The organism is Nostoc edaphicum CCNP1411 (genome assembly GCF_014023275.1).
In the GTDB taxonomy this organism is placed as follows: domain Bacteria; phylum Cyanobacteriota; class Cyanobacteriia; order Cyanobacteriales; family Nostocaceae; genus Nostoc; species Nostoc edaphicum_A.
The window spans coordinates 25,132-42,226 of record NZ_CP054694.1 but is presented as its reverse complement, the minus strand read 5'-3'; the positions used below and the strand labels follow the sequence as shown (position 1 = coordinate 42,226).

The window sequence follows — 17,095 nt, the reverse complement described above, 5'->3', positions numbered from 1 at the left end:
GCTGCACTTGTATATTTGTAATTGAGGTAAAAGTAGCGATTAATGACAGCTTGTCCACTTTTACCCCTAGTTAACCAATGGATCTGTATTTCCCTGACAAATCCATGCTCCCCAGTAAAAGGGATGTTCTAATGGTGTGTCTTTTTCTTGACAATCAATTTTACTATTTACTGATAACTCTTTGACCGCTAAAAGTTCTTTTAGCACTTCCAGACCCAAAGCTGATTCGCGCAATTGCTTAACTGTAATTGTACGTATATAATTTTGAGCAGAATGTAACGCCTCAGACCGACTCATGCCAGACTGCAAGCGATCAAAAAAACGCTCCATCAGTAAGGCAGTTACTTTGTCAGGAACAGACCATAGGCTCATCACCAGAGTTTTTGTACCTGCCACTGCAAAAGCACGCCGCAACCCAAATACACCTTCGCCAATTTTAATATCTCCTCTGGCAGTATCGCAGGCAGAAAGAACCGTCAATTCATTCCCCCACAAATCTAAACTGGCAATATCTTGGGCAAAAACAAAGCCTTTACCTGCTGCTTGAGGAAGTCTCCCACCAGCAAGCCAAGTATTAGCACCCGCTAACGCCAACCCAGAACGCAACATGGGATTTTCTACCTTAGTTGTTTGTAGACCTTCCATGTTTAATAGGTTGCGTCTGTTAGTCACTGGTTGCGCCTGGGAATTGCTTTGGAATAAGCCATGAGTCGCAATTAGCATGATACTGGGACACTCGCTACTTGTCAGGCGTGTTTCTGTTGCCTCTGCGCCTAAGTATAATTTGGCATTGGGCAGTTTTTTCGCCACACTTTCACCCAAAAACCTAGTCCCAGGAGCGCGGAGCAAACCTTTTTCTGTGAGATGATCACTTAGCTGAAGACTTCGGACATTGAGCATGAAATTTTTTTCCCAGTCCCCAATCTCCGATCGCCAGTCCCCAGTCCCCAATCCCCAGTCCCCTGAGACTGCATCTGCTGTTAAATCAAAATCAGGATCGGCAATGATTAATGGTGCAGAGATAGAACCTGTGGTTGGCTGAACTTGGCTACGGAGAATTTCTCGCCCGACACCCAGATAACTGATGGTGTAATCATCCATTAATAGACGTGAGCCTGTGGCATCAATCGGCAATATCTGAAATGGCACTAAGTTTAAATTACCATCGGGTGCAATAATTAGATGGCTGCAATCTTTCACTAAGTCCCGGATGGGGTCGAACACTGCTTGACTCAGTTGCATCGCATCTGTAGGATTGTATGATTTGATGTGTAGCTTTGGTGCGTCACTACCTTTACCCCAAGCTAATGTCGGATGGGTGTAGTCAGATGCTTGTAAGCGAAAGGCTTGAATCAGTTCATCGATGGATGTGCTTGCCCCTAAATCTACCATCTGCACGGCATTTGATTGTCCGGCTGTTAAAATAAATGCTAAATACCGAGCTGGATGCCATTGTGTTTCTCCATTGGCCGAAATTGCCTGAAAATCGAATAAGTCAAAGCGGACAAACTCGACCAAAATAGAGTTAGGCGGTAATGCTGCGGCGATCGCCTCACGGTCGAAAGTTTGTTGTGATAGCTGAATTTCTGGAACTTGTGCCGCTAATTGTTTTTGTAAGTTGTTATGTCTGTTTTGCAGTTGTCTCAAATTATCTTGGTATGTAGCTAAGTCATCTGTTTTGGGAACTGCAAAAGTCAGATGGATAATTTGATTGCTCAAATCGCGCAGTTGGCGGAATTTTTCTGTCAACTGCGGGTAGCGGCCATTGTAAAATGCTTCATTTTGAGCCGCCAGCGCTGAGGCAGTTAAGGCTTTACGTTTAAGGATAAAATCTAGGGCTGCAAGTTTTGCTTTATCTGAGTCAGCAAGATGGTTGCAGACTAAGGAAAGAAATAAGTCAAAGTTATTTCTGATTTTTTGCAGAAAGGCCAGGCGATCGCTTTCGGAACTAAAAGCAAATATATTACGAATAATCTTATCATTAATATTACTCGCTTCGATGCGATGAGATAAAGCTTCATCTGGGCGGTTAGTCGTAGCTAACACCGTTGCGAGATTATTTAAGCTAAATGCAACATCAGGATGTTCATCTCCCAACAGGCGTTTTCTCATCGCCAAAGTTTCTACATACTTCTGTTGTGCTTCTTCATAGCGCCCCAGCGAAAAGTATAACTCTCCCAGATTATTCAGACTATTAGCGATTTGTGGGTGTTCTTCTCCTAGTAATGACTTTCTCAGTCTCAATGTTTCTAAATGGAGTTCTTCTGCTTGTTGATAACGCCCTTGAAAATCATAAATAACCGCTAAGTTATTCATCGTACTTGCTACTTGTGGGTGTTCGTCACCAAAGGCGCTTTTAACGATAGCTAAGGCTGATAAAAGTAATGATTCTGCTTCTTGATATTTGAATTGAGCATGATATAATGCTGCTAAATTATTGAGAATCGCTGCTACGAATGGATGTCGTTCTCCTAAAATATTTTTGGTCATCGCCAAAGATTCTAGATGCAGTTGTTCAGATTCAGAATACCGTCCTTGTAACCGATAAATAACTGCTATCTGGTTGAAAGTCAAGGCAATATCAGGATGCTCATTACCTAAGAGATTTTTTTGAATTTCTAGAGCTGATAAATATTTTTGTTCGGCTTGAGAATAATTTCCTTGTTCTTCATAAAGTCCTGCTAGATTGTTTAAAGCACCGGCAATTATGGGATGCTCTTTCCCTAATGAGCTTTCTAGTATTGGGAATACTTCTAAATATAGTTTTTCAGCTTCCAAATATCGCCCTTGGTAGGTGTAAATTACTGCCAGGATTTTTAAGCTATCAACAATATCAAACTCCTCAGAACTGAACAGTTTTTTTCTCAAAGAATAAGCTTCCAGAGCCTTCTGTTCAGCTGATAAATAACGCCCTTGAATCAGATAAAGTTCTGCTAAATTATCCAAACCACTAGCAATATCAGGATGTTCAGCACCTAGCAAGCTTTTTCTCATCGCCAAGGCTTCTAGATATTTTTGCTCGGATTCTAGGTAACGCCCCTGTTCTTGATAAGTTCCCCCCAGATTACTGAAGGTAGATGCGATATATGGATGTTCTGAACCTAATATTTCTTTCCATCTGTCTAAAACATCTAAATGTATTTGTTCCGCTTCTTGATAACGTCCTTGAAGATCGTACAATCTGGCCAAATTATTCAGGCTAATAGTAATATCAGGATGTAACTCTTCAAACAAACGTTTTTTCATCGCCAAGGTTTCTAAGTGCATTTTTTCTGCATCTAAATAACGTCCAAGGGATGTGTAAATTGATGCTAGATTAGTCAAAGTTTGAGCAATATCTGGATGTTCATCGCCAAACAGACGTTTTCGCATTGCTAAAACTTCTAAATGTACTTGTTCAGCTTTGAGATATTTTCCTTGTTCTCGATAAATCTCTGCCAGATTATTTAAATTAGTCGCAATTTGAAAATGTTCAGCTCCAAAAATACTTTTCCAAAGTTCCAGGGATTCTAAAAAATATTTTTCGGCTTGTGAGTAATTCCCTTGTGAATGATATAGTGCTGCCAGATTATTTAAAGATTGTGCAACATCAGGATGTTCTGAACCTAAGAGACTTTTTCTAATAGTTAACGCTTGTAAATACAAGGGATTGGCTTCTAAATAACATCCTTGTATTCGATATAATTCTGCTAAGTTATTCAAGCTATCACAATATTCTGAATGCTCTGTTAGCTGCTGACTTGATCCTAAGTTTACAGCTTGTTGGGCAATAATTATTGCTTGCTTTAAGTTTCCTTGTCCAGCAAGTTGCACAACCTGTAAATTAAGTTGATTTAATTTTTTTATGAGTTTTTTCATCTGCTAGTTCCAGATGCTGGTATATTTTTTAGTTTTGACTTTTCAATCAATCAATCAATTACTTATTTTACCTAAAATTGTTCATCATCAGTTTCCATCCCCGTGAGGGGTAAAGGAATTAAAACACCATATCACCTCACGAAGGTTGATGATAAATAAAGGGTTTCCATCCCCGTGAGGGGTAAAGGAATTAAAACTCGTGAAACTTGTGCGAAGCAGGGATTAAGAGACTCGTTTCCATCCCCGTGAGGGGTAAAGGAATTAAAACTCAAGAGTTGGAAATAGACCACCCTCGTAAAATTTCAGAGAAAGTTTAATGGGTAGGGCAGGGATATTGCTACCCCTTTCCCCCCGACAAACCGGACAAGCAAGTTAACCAAGCATCCGGCTTTAGCAAATCCTAGAGCTACCAAAGACTCAGTTCATCATCGAGTTCAGAATTGAGTTTCTGTACAATATAATGTATTTGTTGATGACAGTAATAATGCACTAGTTCCAAATTAGCGTAAGTATCGTTACCACCTTGATGACAAGGAATTATATGATGCTTTTGTATGGGTTCATCATTGAGTAATGACTCCCCGCATACAGGACACTTAAATCCTTGTTTTTTGGGCAAGCTTCTGGTAACTAGGAATTAAACTTTTAGATTTAATATTCTGACGGTTTTCCCAATAAGATTTTAGCTCTGGGTCATCGGTAGAATAAGCACCCTTTACCATTGGATGTCTCCTAATATTGAACCAGCTAAACTTGAGCAGATGTTTTCCCGTGCGCTTGTTACCAAACACCCAGTAATCACTTCTATCAAGATTTAATCTTCCCCAATAACGATGATTACGCCAAGATTGGTTCTTCTTGGCGTGCATTCGTTTGGCATACCTTCTCTCCCTAACAAACATCCATCTATCTAAAGAACTGAATATTTGTGAGGAAACTACAGTCCGATAATAGTTAGCTATTCCCCGAATAATTGGGTTTAGCTTGCTTATGACAAAATCAACACTACAACTTTTATTATCAAGCCATACTTGTTTGATTTTATCCCGGATGTTTTGCAAAGATTCAATGCTAGGTTTGATTAATACTTTCCTACCTGTTTTGGTAGTGGAATCCGGGTATTGTCTGATGTGAAAGCCTAAGAAGTTGAATCCATCCAACAGCCGTACTATGTGGGTTTTTGACTCATTAAGAGTTAAACCGCGAGTAAACATAAACTCTTGGAGAGTATCCCGCGCTTTGACAGCATCTTCCCGACTTTTGCAGAACACCACCAAATCATCGGCATAGCGCACAATACCGCGATCGCCAATCGTATGACCGTTTTTTATCGTACTTGATGCCGAGGACAGATTCCATACCATGCAAAGCTATATTCGCAAGTAGCGGTGAAATAATTCCACCTTGAGGTACTCCAGCATTGGTATTATGGAAAACACCTTTATCCATATATCCCGCATTCAGCCATTGTTGGATTAATTTTCTGGCTGGAAAATTACCAATGGCATTAATTAGCGGTACATGAGAGATGTTATCAAAGCAACCTTCAATGTCCGCATCTACCACCCACTTTTTAGTGGAGTTGGCTTTTTGACATTGAATGTATCCTTTCAATCGCATCATGGCATGACCTTCCCGGTCTAAAGCCATAGGAAGTGCGCTCAAAGTGCGCTTCCCAATAGGGTTCCAAGGCATTTTTGATGATGGATTGGAGACATCTATCGACAATACAAGGTATTCCCAGAGGTCTTTGTTTTCCATTGGATTTACGGATATATACCCGCTTTACTGGTAATGGCTTCCACGGGATAAATTTGGTTAGAATATCTACCAACAATCCTCTCGCTTGTGGTGTTTTTACCAGCAGTTTATCCACCCCTGCTGTTTTACTGCCTCGGTTTAATTGCGTTACTCTTCTAACGGAAAGTAGTATATTAGAATAGCTACGCATTAGTAGCTTTTGTAGGTTGCGAACCTTTTTACGGCTACCGTCCTTGGTTGCCTTGAATATTCTCTGTCTGAGTCGCCTAACTACTCTGAATGCGTTTTTCCAGTTGACGCTGTTCCAGTCGGTAGTTCTCTGTGTTACGTTCACCACTTTTTTAGAGCGCACCTAACTTTTCCATCAGAGTTCGGTTCCTTTCTATTGAACTCAAGGGATTCACCCGCCACACGTTAGCACTCTTTCAAGTTGGTTATTTAACCTATCTGCCCAGTTATGATTTCCTGTTGCCTTTCGACATAGCAGCATTCGCTTCTTGTGGCATCTTACACCCACCGGGGGATTAAAGCTGGATTACTCCAATCTCTACTTAAAACATCGACCTAGTTCAAAGACCCCGTTGGGGTTCCTACGTATCACACGCGAGAGATACAACTAGCTTGGGTTCCCTCTATACACCGGGGGTTCAAGGTGTCTACTGATTCTGAGGATTGGGCAGAATCACTTTTACCCCTTTTACCGTCTCAGCCGTTTTCGGTAATTCCTCTTCACGATGCCTCTACGAGGATTCACATCTGTTACCCTGTCTAGTTTTACCCTAGCGCTTCACCTCACTGTGCGGCTTGCTGATGTCGCGCATTTTACCCTCTAGCTTTGAAACATCGCAGTTACCCGCAATGCTCCTTCGGGCGGGTACTGGCTTTTGACACTTGCCACGAGTTTTTCTGAGGAACTCACTCTCTACGTGCAACCGATAGTCGCACCCATCCCCGTGAGGGGTAAAGGAATTAAAACTGCTACTAGTATAATTATGATAGTGTTTTCTGGAGAGTTTCCATCCCCGTGAGGGGTAAAGGAATTAAAACGACTGGAAGACGCTTTTTGTAGTAGTACTTTTCTTAGGTTTCCATCCCCGTGAGGGGTAAAGGAATTAAAACTTAGCAGTATGTTGAACGTTGCGGAACAACGTCAAATGTTTCCATCCCCGTGAGGGGTAAAGGAATTAAAACAAATTGGTTAAGTCTAGCTCTTACTAACTCTTGACTCTTGTTTCCATCCCCGTGAGGGGTAAAGGAATTAAAACTATTTTGACGCAGGCTGCTATGTGAATGCGCGTTTTGTTTAATGGGTAGGGCAGGGATATTTCTATCCCTTTCCCCCCGACAAACCGGACAAGCAAGTTAACCAAGCATCCGGCTTTAGCAAATCCTAGAGCTACCAAAGACTCAGTTCATCATCGAGTTCAGAATTGAGTTTCTGTACAATATAATGTATTTGTTGATGACAGTAATAATGCACTAGTTCCAAATTAGCGTAAGTATCGTTACCACCTTGATGACAAGGAATTATATGGTGCTTTTGTATGGGTTCATCATTGAGTAATGACTCCCCGCATACAGGACATTTAAATCCTTGTTTTTGGGCAAGCTTCTGGTAACTAGGAATTAAACTTTTAGATTTAATATTCTGACGGTTTTCCCAATAAGATTTTAGCTCTGGGTCATCGGTAGAATAAGCACCCTTAACCATTGGATGCCTCCTAATATTGAACCAGCTAAACTTGAGCAGATGTTTTCCCGTGCGCTTATCACCAAACACCCAGTAATCGCTTCTATCAAGATTTAGCCTTCCCCAATAACGACGGTTACACCAAGATTGATTTTTCTTGGCGTGCATTCTTTTGGCATACCTTCTCTCCCTAACAAACATCCATCTATCTAAAGAACTGAATATTTGTGAGGAAACTACAGTCCGATAATAGTTAGCTATTCCCCGAATAATTGGGTTTAGCTTGCCTATGACAAAATCAACACTACAACTTTTATTATCAAGCCATACTTGTTTGATTTTATCCCGGATATTTTGCAAAGATTCAATGCTTGGTTTGATTAATACTTTCCTACCTGTTTTGGTAGTGGAATCAGGGTATTGTCTGATATGAAAGCCTAAGAAGTTGAATCCATCCAACAGCCGTACTATGTGGGTTTTTGACTCCGATAGAGTTAGACCGCGAGTATTCATAAACTCTTGGAGGGTGTCATGTGCTTTGACAGCATCTTCCCGACTTTTGCAGAACACCACCAAATCATCGGCATAGCGCACAATACCACGGTCGCCAATCGTATGACCGTTTTTATCGTACTTGATACCGAGGGCAGATTCCATACCATGCAAAGCTATATTCGCAAGTAGAGGTGAAATAATTCCACCTTGAGGTACTCCAGCATTGGTATTATGGAAAACACCTTTATCCACATATCCCGCATTCAGCCATTGTTGAATTAATTTTCTGGCTGGAAAATTACCAATGGCATTAATTAGCGGTACATGAGAGATGTTATCAAAGCAACCTTCGATGTCCGCGTCTACCACCCACTTTTTAGTGGAGTTGGCTTTTGACATTGAATGTATCCTTTCAATCGCATCATGGCATGACCTTCCCGGTCTAAAGCCGTAGGAAGTGCGCTCAAAGTGCACTTCCCAATAGGGTTCCAAAGCATTTTTGACGATGGCTTGGAGACATCTATCGACAATACAAGGTATTCCGAGTGGTCTTTGTTTTCCATTAGATTTACGGATATACACCCGCTTAACTGGTAACGGCTTCCAAGGAATAAATTTGGTGAGGATATCCACCAACCACCCTCTAGCTGCCGGGGTTTTTTACCAGTAATCTATCTACCCCCTGCTGTTTTACTGCCTTGGTTTAGTTGCGTAACTCTTCTAACGGAAAGTACTATATTAGAGTAGCTACGCATAAGTAGCTTTTGAAGGCTGCCAACCTTTTTCAAGTTACCGCCAATGGTTGCCTTGAAAATTCTCTGTCTTAGTCGCCTAACTACTCGGAACGCGTTTCTCCAGTTGACGCTATTCCAGTCAGTAGTTCTTCCGGTTACGTTCACAATTTTTAATTGCACCTAACTTTTCCCGAAGAAGTTCGGTTTCCATTGCATTAGACTTCAAGGGATTCACTCGCCACACGTCAGCACTCTTTCAAGTTGGTCATTTGACCTATCTGCCCAGTTATGATTTCCTGTTGCCTTTCGACATAGCAGCATTCGCTTCTTGTGGCATCTTACACCCACTGGGGGATTAAAGCTGGATTACTCCAATCTCTACTTTTGACATCGACCTAGTTCAAAGACCCCATTGGGGTTACTTCGTATCACACGCGAGAGATGCAACTAGCTTGGGTTCCCTCTATACACCGGGGGTTCAAGGTGTCTACTGATTCTGAGGATTGGGCAGAATCACTTTACCCCTTTTACCGTCTCAGCCGTTTTCGGTAACTCCTCTTCACGATGCCTCAACGAGGATTCACATCTGTTAACCCTGTCTAGTTTTACCCTAGCGCTTCACCTAACTGTGCGGCTTGCTGATGTCGCGCATTTTACCCTCTAGCTCTGAAACATCGCAGTTACCCGCAATGCCCCTTCGGGCGGGTACTGGCTTTTGACACTTGCCACGAGTTTTTCATCAGAACTCACTCTCTACGTGCAACCGATAGTCGCACCCATCCCCGTGAGGGGTAAAGGAATTAAAACTTTCTAACGCCCATAGCGCAGGAGAAGAATGTAAGAGTTTCCATCCCCGTGAGGGGTAAAGGAATTAAAACCATTATGTGATTGTGGATACAACTGAATGGCGCAAGTTTCCATCCCCGTGAGGGGTAAAGGAATTAAAACCAAAACAAGAAGAGGACATTGCAATGCCTCCTCGATAGGGTTTCCATCCCCGTGAGGGGTAAAGGAATTAAAACATGTCTCAAGAATTTAAGCAAATTCTTGATGCTGCGAGTTTCCATCCCCGTGAGGGGTAAAGGAATTAAAACGCCAAAAAAAATCAACAAGGTGGCTTCACTTTGATTGAATGTTTCCATCCCCGTGAGGGGTAAAGGAATTAAAACCCTACCCTTTTAGAAGCCTTGTCCAGAGAGGGTTACAGATACCCATTTTCGCGGGGGGTCTAATTTACCTGTCAATAAGTATAGTTTATTGACAATTAGACACAGACTTAGGTATCTCAAACTCATACCCAGCAAGCTTTTCGCGGGGGTAAACGAAAGAATAAGGGTTTCAGGGATTGGCTTACCCCCGCTAAAAACTTACGTATGAAAAGTAAAACTAAGCACTTTCGCTTTTATTTTGAAACCTGATATTAAGTTTTCAAGGTTCTGTGGCTATTGAGCAGTAGTATAACAAACTACTTGAAGTTTTGAACGCCTAAACTATTAACTTTTCAAGGTTCTGTGGCTATTGAGCAGTAGTATAACAAACTACTTGAAGTTTTGAACGCCTAAACTATTAACTTTTTTATCGTGCAATAACCATGTAATCTGTATACCAAAGTTGATAGTCTCCGCGTTCAGTCACATATTTTAGTAACTCTATAAGATGACTTGCTTCTAGTTTCAAAACCTCATCATTCTCTTGCCGTAACCAGTCTAATGCAGGTACTTCCTTGGTAAGGACTGCGATAATTTCCTCCTTACCTGGTTCGCCTTCTATTGGGAAAGATGTTATTGGCGAACCTTCTTGAGGCAGAGTTGTCTTACCTGTATTCAACTGCGGCTGGGGAGCAAAACACGAAGGACAAAAACACCATAGTTGTCCCGATGTATCTTTTTGCAATAGTAGTAAATATCCAGGAGTCTCTAAGTTGACTTCAAAACGAATAAAACTACCTACCTGCACTGATTTTTCGTAACGACTCGGTATTTTCTGACCCCAACCTAGTGTTTCTTCTTTTACTAAGACTAGCCCCATTTGTTCAGTAGGAGAGCTTAATAATTGAAGTTGTTGCCAAAGCTTATCAAGGGGTGTGAGTTCTTGGGTTTCGGCTTCTTCACCAAATGCAGCAATATCTTGCCAGTCTAAGCCCAAGAAAACGCAAATCTCTTGGAAGTTTGTGCGATATATCGGTTTACTGTTGAGGAAATTATTAACAGTTGTGTAACCTAATCCTACCTCCATAGCAAAATCTGTTTGAGTTAAATTTCTGGCTTTTAAGGCTTTTCTTGCCAGCTTCACACCTTGATCTGATGCAACCAGAGTCCTGCTCATAATAAGTCAAAAGGTAAAAGAATTTTACATAAGTCATATACGAACTCATATACAAGAGTCAATAACCCATACATGAACTCATATATGGCACTGCAACAATTAAATCAAAGGTACTGCAAGGGATTCGACACTAAAACACATATTACATTTTTAGTCCGTTTTAACGGAGTTTCGCTACTCGCCCTTGGGATTTATCATCCCAAGTAGGTTGAAAGCGTGTCCATAATCTTTCTTTTACCTTTTACCTTTTTACTTTTTACTTTTGATTATGTTCACCAAAGAACACCTCAATTTCGCATGGCTACAAGTTCGTGCGGGAAGTAAGACTGCGGGGATTGATGGTATTTCTGTTGACTTATTCGAGTCAATGGCTACCGAACAATTACAGAAGCTCGAATATCAACTACACCACGAAACTTACACTCCAAGCCCCGCTAAAGGGTTTTACATACCCAAGAAAAACGGCAGTAAGCGCTTAATTGGTGTCCCTACCGTGCGGGATAGAATTATCCAGCGTTTACTACTCGATGAATTGTATTTTCCCTTAGAAGATACGTTTCTTGATTGCAGCTATGCCTATCGTCCTGGACACAGTATTCACCAAGCAGTACAACATTTATATGGATACTATCAGTATCAACCAAAATGGATTATCAAAGCTGATATCGCCGATTTTTTTGACAATCTTTCTTGGGCATTATTGTTAACTGCATTGGAGGAATTATCACTTGAACCAATAGTATTACAGTTACTAGAACAGCAGTTGAAGTCAGGAATTATCGTCGCTGGACAATATCGTAACTTTGGTAAAGGAGTATTACAAGGTGGGGGACTTTCTGGTGCTTTAGCAAATTTATACCTGACTAGTTTTGATAGAAAATGTCTCAGTCAAGGTATTAATTTGGTGCGATACGGGGATGATTTTGTCATCGCTTGTAAAAGTTGGCAAGAAGCAAACCGTATCCTTGACAAAATTACTGCTTGGTTAGGAGAAGTTTATTTAACTCTACAACCAGAGAAGACACAGATTTTTACGCCCAATGATGAGTTTACTTTTTTAGGTTATCGCTTTGCTGGCGGTGAAGTTTATGCACCACCACCACCCAAACCTGTACTCGCTGGAGAATGGGTAATTAATGATTCGGGTACACCTTATTTTCGCAGGAAACCAAGACCAGCGAAACCAGTTTCTCGTCCTCCTAAAGCTTGCAGTATTGACAAACCAATTAATTTTCCCAGAGCATCAATTTCTCATTATTGGCAGGAAACCATGACTACTTTATATATAACCGACCAAGGTGCTTATTTGAGCGTAAAAAATCAACAATTTCAAGTTTATTATCAAGGTGAATTGCGGATTAAAGTTCCAGTCAGTCGAGTCAGCAATGTTGTGCTGTTTGGTTGTTGTAATGTATCACATGGTGCGGTGAGTATGGCGTTGCGGCGACGGATTCCGATCATGTATTTGTCACAAAAGGGTAGGTATTTTGGCAGGTTGCAAACAGAAGGTGATGCTAAAGTTGAATATTTGATGTTACAGGTTGAGCGTTGTCAAAATCCAGAGTTTACCAGAAAGCAAGCTGAAGCGATAGTTCGGGCAAAGTTGCATAATTCACGTATATTATTGATGCGGTTAAACCGTCGTCAAAAATCTAAAAATGTAGATGAAACAATCATCAAAAAGGCATCTAATGAATTAGAAATTTTGATGAGCAAACTACCTTTTGCAGATAATCTGGATATGCTGCGGGGATATGAAGGAAGGGCGGCGACAATTTATTTTCAAGCACTGGGAAGTTTATTTTCTGGTTCGTTTACGTTTGAAAAGCGCACCAAGCGTCCACCCACTGACCCCATTAATAGTATGCTCAGTTTGGGGTACACTCTATTAAGCCAAAATGTTTATTCGTTCATCCAATCTGTAGGATTGCATACTCATTTTGGGAATTTACACGTTCCCCGTGACAATCATCCAGCACTAGTTTCTGATTTGATGGAAGAATGGAGGGCTGGTTTGGTCGATTCTTTAGCAGTTTATTTAGTCAATTCAGAAGTTTTTACAATTGATGATTTTACGTTACCCGACGAACGAGAAGGTGTGTATTTTCAAGCTCACGCACTCAAGAAGTTTCTGAAACATTGGGAAGAGAAATTGCAATCAGAAATGACGCACCCTCATACTGGACAAAAAGTAGCATACCGTCGCGCTCTTGAGTTGCAGGTACGAGAATATATCTCATGCTTGAAGGGTGAAGTGGAAGTTTACCGACCAATGATTTGGGAGAAATAAGCTGTTCCACAAATAACCTTGCATAACTGGGGCGGTAGTAGAGAAAACTTATGTTAAGTTCGTGTTTTATGCTGTGAAAAGTCAGAGTACTTTGTGATACTATCTGAAACAACAGACAGAACCTTGAAAACTTAATCTAACGTTTCCAAGTGAATCTCAAAGTACTTGTTTTTACTTTGTGTACGTAAATTTTTCGCGGGGGTCAGGCGATCGCCAAAAGCCTTATTCTTTCGTTGACCCCCGCGAAAAGCTTTCTGAGTAAGCTTTTGAGAAGGGTCTACTAGGACTAAATTCTCAATAAATGTAGCTTATTGACAGTTAAATTAGACCCCCCGCGAAAATGGGTATCTGTAACCCTGTCTGCATAAGGCTTCTAAATGGGCAGGGTTTTAATTCCTTTACCCCTCACGGGGATGGAAACATTTCTCTGCATCTAACTTTGAATTGAAAATACCCCCAATGTTTTAATTCCTTTACCCCTCACGGGGATGGAAACTGGTAGGTGGAATTCTCGTTGGGGGTGGATTTTTGTGGGGTAGTTTTAATTCCTTTACCCCTCACGGGGATGGAAACTCAATTGTTTGTTGATCTGCTGGCAGCTTTGCCAACAGTTTTAATTCCTTTACCCCTCACGGGGATGGAAACGTGGCGCTCCCGATGGGGGAGTGCAGGTGCTAACTTTCAGGTTTTAATTCCTTTACCCCTCACGGGGATGGAAACCTTTTACCATCAGGTAAAAAAGCAGCAAACCTTACTAGTTTTAATTCCTTTACCCCTCACGGGGATGGAAACCTTCTTTTATCAGGGTGAGAAGTGCAGCACCTATATGTTTTAATTCCTTTACCCCTCACGGGGATGGAAACGAATCTTACAAGTGGTCTTTTATTAATCCTAAGAATGGTTTTAATTCCTTTACCCCTCACGGGGATGGAAACGTCTTTACTGTCCAGGCAACATCCCTGGCATAAAGAGTAGTTTTAATTCCTTTACCCCTCACGGGGATGGAAACTGCAAAATATGGCCGTTGCTGAGAGTTAGTTTATAGTTTTAATTCCTTTACCCCTCACGGGGATGGAAACAAACTGCATCCGCCCCAGCATTCGCAAAAAGACGTGTTTTAATTCCTTTACCCCTCACGGGGATGGAAACAATTCATTTTGGAAAGCCTCCATAAATGAAAGCTTCGGTTTTAATTCCTTTACCCCTCACGGGGATGGAAACTTGGGAGACTTTCCTTCTTGATTTTTCTGCTTTTTCCCTCAGTTTTAATTCCTTTACCCCTCACGGGGATGGAAACTGAACATCTTCCGCTGCAAGTCTAATCCGCTCTAGAGTTTTAATTCCTTTACCCCTCACGGGGATGGAAACTAATGCATCCTTGCAGAAATATAATTTAACTTGTCACAGTTTTAATTCCTTTACCCCTCACGGGGATGGAAACCTGTCCCGAATCATCGGAACCATAACGGCTCGCATGGGTTTTAATTCCTTTACCCCTCACGGGGATGGGTGCGACTATCGGTTGCACGTAGAGAGTGAGTTCCTCAGAAAAACTCGTGGCAAGTGTCAAAAGCCAGTACCCGCCCGAAGGAGCATTGCGGGTAACTGCGATGTTTCAAAGCTAGAGGGTAAAATGCGCGACATCAGCAAGCCGCACAGTGAGGTGAAGCGCTAGGGTAAAACTAGACAGGGTTAACAGATGTGAATCCTCGTAGAGGCATCGTGAAGAGGAATTACCGAAAACGGCTGAGACGGTAAAAGGGGTAAAAGTGATTCTGCCCAATCCTCAGAATCAGTAGACACCTTGAACCCCCGGTGTATAGAGGGAACCCAAGCTAGTTGTATCTCTCGCGTGTGATACGTAGGAACCCCAACGGGGTCTTTGAACTAGGTCGATGTTTTAAGTAGAGATTGGAGTAATCCAGCTTTAATCCCCCGGTGGGTGTAAGATGCCACAAGAAGCGAATGCTGCTATGTCGAAAGGCAACAGGAAATCATAACTGGGCAGATAGGTTAAATAACCAACTTGAAAGAGTGCTAACGTGTGGCGGGTGAATCCCTTGAGTTCAATAGAAAGGAACCGAACTCTGATGGAAAAGTTAGGTGCGCTCTAAAAAAGTGGTGAACGTAACACAGAGAACTACCGACTGGAACAGCGTCAACTGGAAAAAACGCATTCAGAGTAGTTAGGCGACTCAGACAGAGAATATTCAAGGCAACCAAGGACGGTAGCCGTAAAAAGGTTCGCAACCTACAAAAGCTACTAATGCGTAGCTATTCTAATATACTACTTTCCGTTAGAAGAGTAACGCAATTAAACCGAGGCAGTAAAACAGCAGGGGTGGATAAACTGCTGGTAAAAACACCACAAGCGAGAGGATTGTTGGTAGATATTCTAACCAAATTTATCCCGTGGAAGCCATTACCAGTAAAGCGGGTATATATCCGTAAATCCAATGGAAAACAAAGACCTCTGGGAATACCTTGTATTGTCGATAGATGTCTCCAATCCATCATCAAAAATGCCTTGGAACCCTATTGGGAAGCGCACTTTGAGCGCACTTCCTATGGCTTTAGACCGGGAAGGTCATGCCATGATGCGATTGAAAGGATACATTCAATGTCAAAAGCCAACTCCACTAAAAAGTGGGTGGTAGATGCGGACATTGAAGGTTGCTTTGATAACATCTCTCATGTACCGCTAATTAATGCCATTGGTAATTTTCCAGCCAGAAAATTAATCCAACAATGGCTGAATGCGGGATATATGGATAAAGGTGTTTTCCATAATACCAATGCTGGAGTACCTCAAGGTGGAATTATTTCACCGCTACTTGCGAATATAGCTTTGCATGGTATGGAATCTGTCCTCGGCATCAAGTACGATAAAAACGGTCATACGATTGGCGATCGCGGTATTGTGCGCTATGCCGATGATTTGGTGGTGTTCTGCAAAAGTCGGGAAGATGCTGTCAAAGCGCGGGATACTCTCCAAGAGTTTATGTTTACTCGCGGTTTAACTCTTAATGAGTCAAAAACCCACATAGTACGGCTGTTGGATGGATTCAACTTCTTAGGCTTTCACATCAGACAATACCCGGATTCCACTACCAAAACAGGTAGGAAAGTATTAATCAAACCTAGCATTGAATCTTTGCAAAACATCCGGGATAAAATCAAACAAGTATGGCTTGATAATAAAAGTTGTAGTGTTGATTTTGTCATAAGCAAGCTAAACCCAATTATTCGGGGAATAGCTAACTATTATCGGACTGTAGTTTCCTCACAAATATTCAGTTCTTTAGATAGATGGATGTTTGTTAGGGAGAGAAGGTATGCCAAACGAATGCACGCCAAGAAGAACCAATCTTGGCGTAATCATCGTTATTGGGGAAGATTAAATCTTGATAGAAGTGATTACTGGGTGTTTGGTAACAAGCGCACGGGAAAACATCTGCTCAAGTTTAGCTGGTTCAATATTAGGAGACATCCAATGGTAAAGGGTGCTTATTCTACCGATGACCCAGAGCTAAAATCTTATTGGGAAAACCGTCAGAATATTAAATCTAAAAGTTTAATTCCTAGTTACCAGAAGCTTGCCCAAAAACAAGGATTTAAGTGTCCTGTATGCGGGGAGTCATTACTCAATGATGAACCCATACAAAAGCATCATATAATTCCTTGTCATCAAGGTGGTAACGATACTTACGCTAATTTGGAACTAGTGCATTATTACTGTCATCAACAAATACATTATATTGTACAGAAACTCAATTCTGAACTCGATGATGAACTGAGTCTTTGGTAGCTCTAGGATTTGCTAAAGCCGGATGCTTGGTTAACTTGCTTGTCCGGTTTGTCGGGGGGAAAGGGGTAGCAATATCCCTGCCCTACCCATTAAACCTTAACCATATTACGCACCAAGGGTGGTGTCGCTTCAAG

General features: G+C 41.5%; 10 protein-coding genes and 3 CRISPR repeat arrays. Of the genes, 2 read left to right on the top strand and 8 right to left on the bottom strand.

Going from position 1 to position 17,095, the window contains the following annotated elements; genetic code table 11:
- Positions 1-66 precede the first annotated feature (66 nt).
- The 8 genes from HUN01_RS00400 to HUN01_RS00385 form a co-directional block, all read right to left on the bottom strand.
- Entirely contained in the window at positions 67-3,858 is a 3,792-nt protein-coding gene (locus tag HUN01_RS00400) for a tetratricopeptide repeat protein (RefSeq protein WP_181927121.1), read from the bottom strand.
- A gap of 406 nt (positions 3,859-4,264) precedes the next feature.
- Positions 4,265-4,477, bottom strand: coding sequence for an HNH endonuclease (locus HUN01_RS35045; protein WP_238845325.1), 213 nt, complete (start codon positions 4,475-4,477; stop codon positions 4,265-4,267).
- Positions 4,455-5,222, bottom strand: a complete 768-nt coding sequence (locus tag HUN01_RS35040; RefSeq protein ID WP_238845323.1) for a group II intron maturase-specific domain-containing protein — start codon at positions 5,220-5,222, stop codon at positions 4,455-4,457. The genes HUN01_RS35045 and HUN01_RS35040 overlap by 23 nt, the downstream gene beginning before the upstream one ends.
- Positions 5,137-5,478: a reverse transcriptase domain-containing protein gene (locus tag HUN01_RS35035; protein ID WP_257797962.1), complete on the bottom strand. Its 342-nt coding sequence runs from the start codon at positions 5,476-5,478 to the stop codon at positions 5,137-5,139. The genes HUN01_RS35040 and HUN01_RS35035 overlap by 86 nt, the downstream gene beginning before the upstream one ends.
- On the bottom strand, positions 5,432-5,953 hold the full coding sequence (locus tag HUN01_RS35885) for a reverse transcriptase N-terminal domain-containing protein (RefSeq protein ID WP_257797961.1): 522 nt from the start codon (positions 5,951-5,953) through the stop codon (positions 5,432-5,434). The genes HUN01_RS35035 and HUN01_RS35885 overlap by 47 nt, the downstream gene beginning before the upstream one ends.
- Positions 5,954-6,560: 607 nt before the next feature.
- A CRISPR array of direct repeats spans positions 6,561-6,884; the repeat unit is 35 nt; unit sequence GTTTCCATCCCCGTGAGGGGTAAAGGAATTAAAAC.
- A gap of 131 nt (positions 6,885-7,015) precedes the next feature.
- Complete coding sequence (gene ltrA, locus HUN01_RS00390) at positions 7,016-8,437, bottom strand: group II intron reverse transcriptase/maturase (protein WP_238845321.1); 1,422 nt, start codon at positions 8,435-8,437, stop codon at positions 7,016-7,018.
- 38 nt (positions 8,438-8,475) lie between these two features.
- Positions 8,476-8,703 carry a reverse transcriptase N-terminal domain-containing protein gene (locus HUN01_RS35025; protein WP_238845319.1) on the bottom strand — a complete coding sequence of 76 codons (228 nt, stop codon included), beginning with the start codon at positions 8,701-8,703 and terminating at the stop codon, positions 8,476-8,478.
- 607 nt (positions 8,704-9,310) lie between these two features.
- A CRISPR array of direct repeats spans positions 9,311-9,707; the repeat unit is 35 nt; unit sequence GTTTCCATCCCCGTGAGGGGTAAAGGAATTAAAAC.
- Between the two features lie 406 nt (positions 9,708-10,113).
- Positions 10,114-10,863, bottom strand: coding sequence for a DUF4384 domain-containing protein (locus HUN01_RS00385; protein ID WP_181927120.1), 750 nt, complete (start codon positions 10,861-10,863; stop codon positions 10,114-10,116).
- A 268-nt stretch (positions 10,864-11,131) separates the two neighbouring features.
- Here HUN01_RS00385 and cas1 point away from each other — a divergent pair, with 268 nt between their 5' ends.
- Together cas1 and ltrA (HUN01_RS00375) are read left to right on the top strand one after the other, a co-directional pair.
- On the top strand, positions 11,132-13,153 hold the full coding sequence (cas1, locus tag HUN01_RS00380; protein ID WP_181927119.1) for a CRISPR-associated endonuclease Cas1: 2,022 nt from the start codon (positions 11,132-11,134) through the stop codon (positions 13,151-13,153).
- A 386-nt stretch (positions 13,154-13,539) separates the two neighbouring features.
- A CRISPR array of direct repeats spans positions 13,540-14,666; the repeat unit is 35 nt; unit sequence GTTTTAATTCCTTTACCCCTCACGGGGATGGAAAC.
- 693 nt (positions 14,667-15,359) lie between these two features.
- Complete coding sequence (ltrA, locus tag HUN01_RS00375; RefSeq protein ID WP_238845327.1) at positions 15,360-16,961, top strand: group II intron reverse transcriptase/maturase; 1,602 nt, start codon at positions 15,360-15,362, stop codon at positions 16,959-16,961.
- Positions 16,962-17,095: the final 134 nt, after the last annotated feature.

What these genes read in the sequence shown, in the direction of transcription:
- HUN01_RS00385 (WP_181927120.1), bottom strand. Translation starts at nt 10,863, where the DNA reads ATGAGCAGGACTCTGGTTGCATCAGATCAAGGTGTGAAGCTGGCAAGA.
- HUN01_RS00400 (WP_181927121.1), bottom strand. Translation starts at nt 3,858, where the DNA reads ATGAAAAAACTCATAAAAAAATTAAATCAACTTAATTTACAGGTTGTG.
- cas1 (WP_181927119.1), top strand. Translation starts at nt 11,132, where the DNA reads ATGTTCACCAAAGAACACCTCAATTTCGCATGGCTACAAGTTCGTGCG.
- HUN01_RS35035 (WP_257797962.1), bottom strand. Translation starts at nt 5,478, where the DNA reads ATGCGATTGAAAGGATACATTCAATGTCAAAAAGCCAACTCCACTAAA.
- HUN01_RS35040 (WP_238845323.1), bottom strand. Translation starts at nt 5,222, where the DNA reads ATGGTATGGAATCTGTCCTCGGCATCAAGTACGATAAAAAACGGTCAT.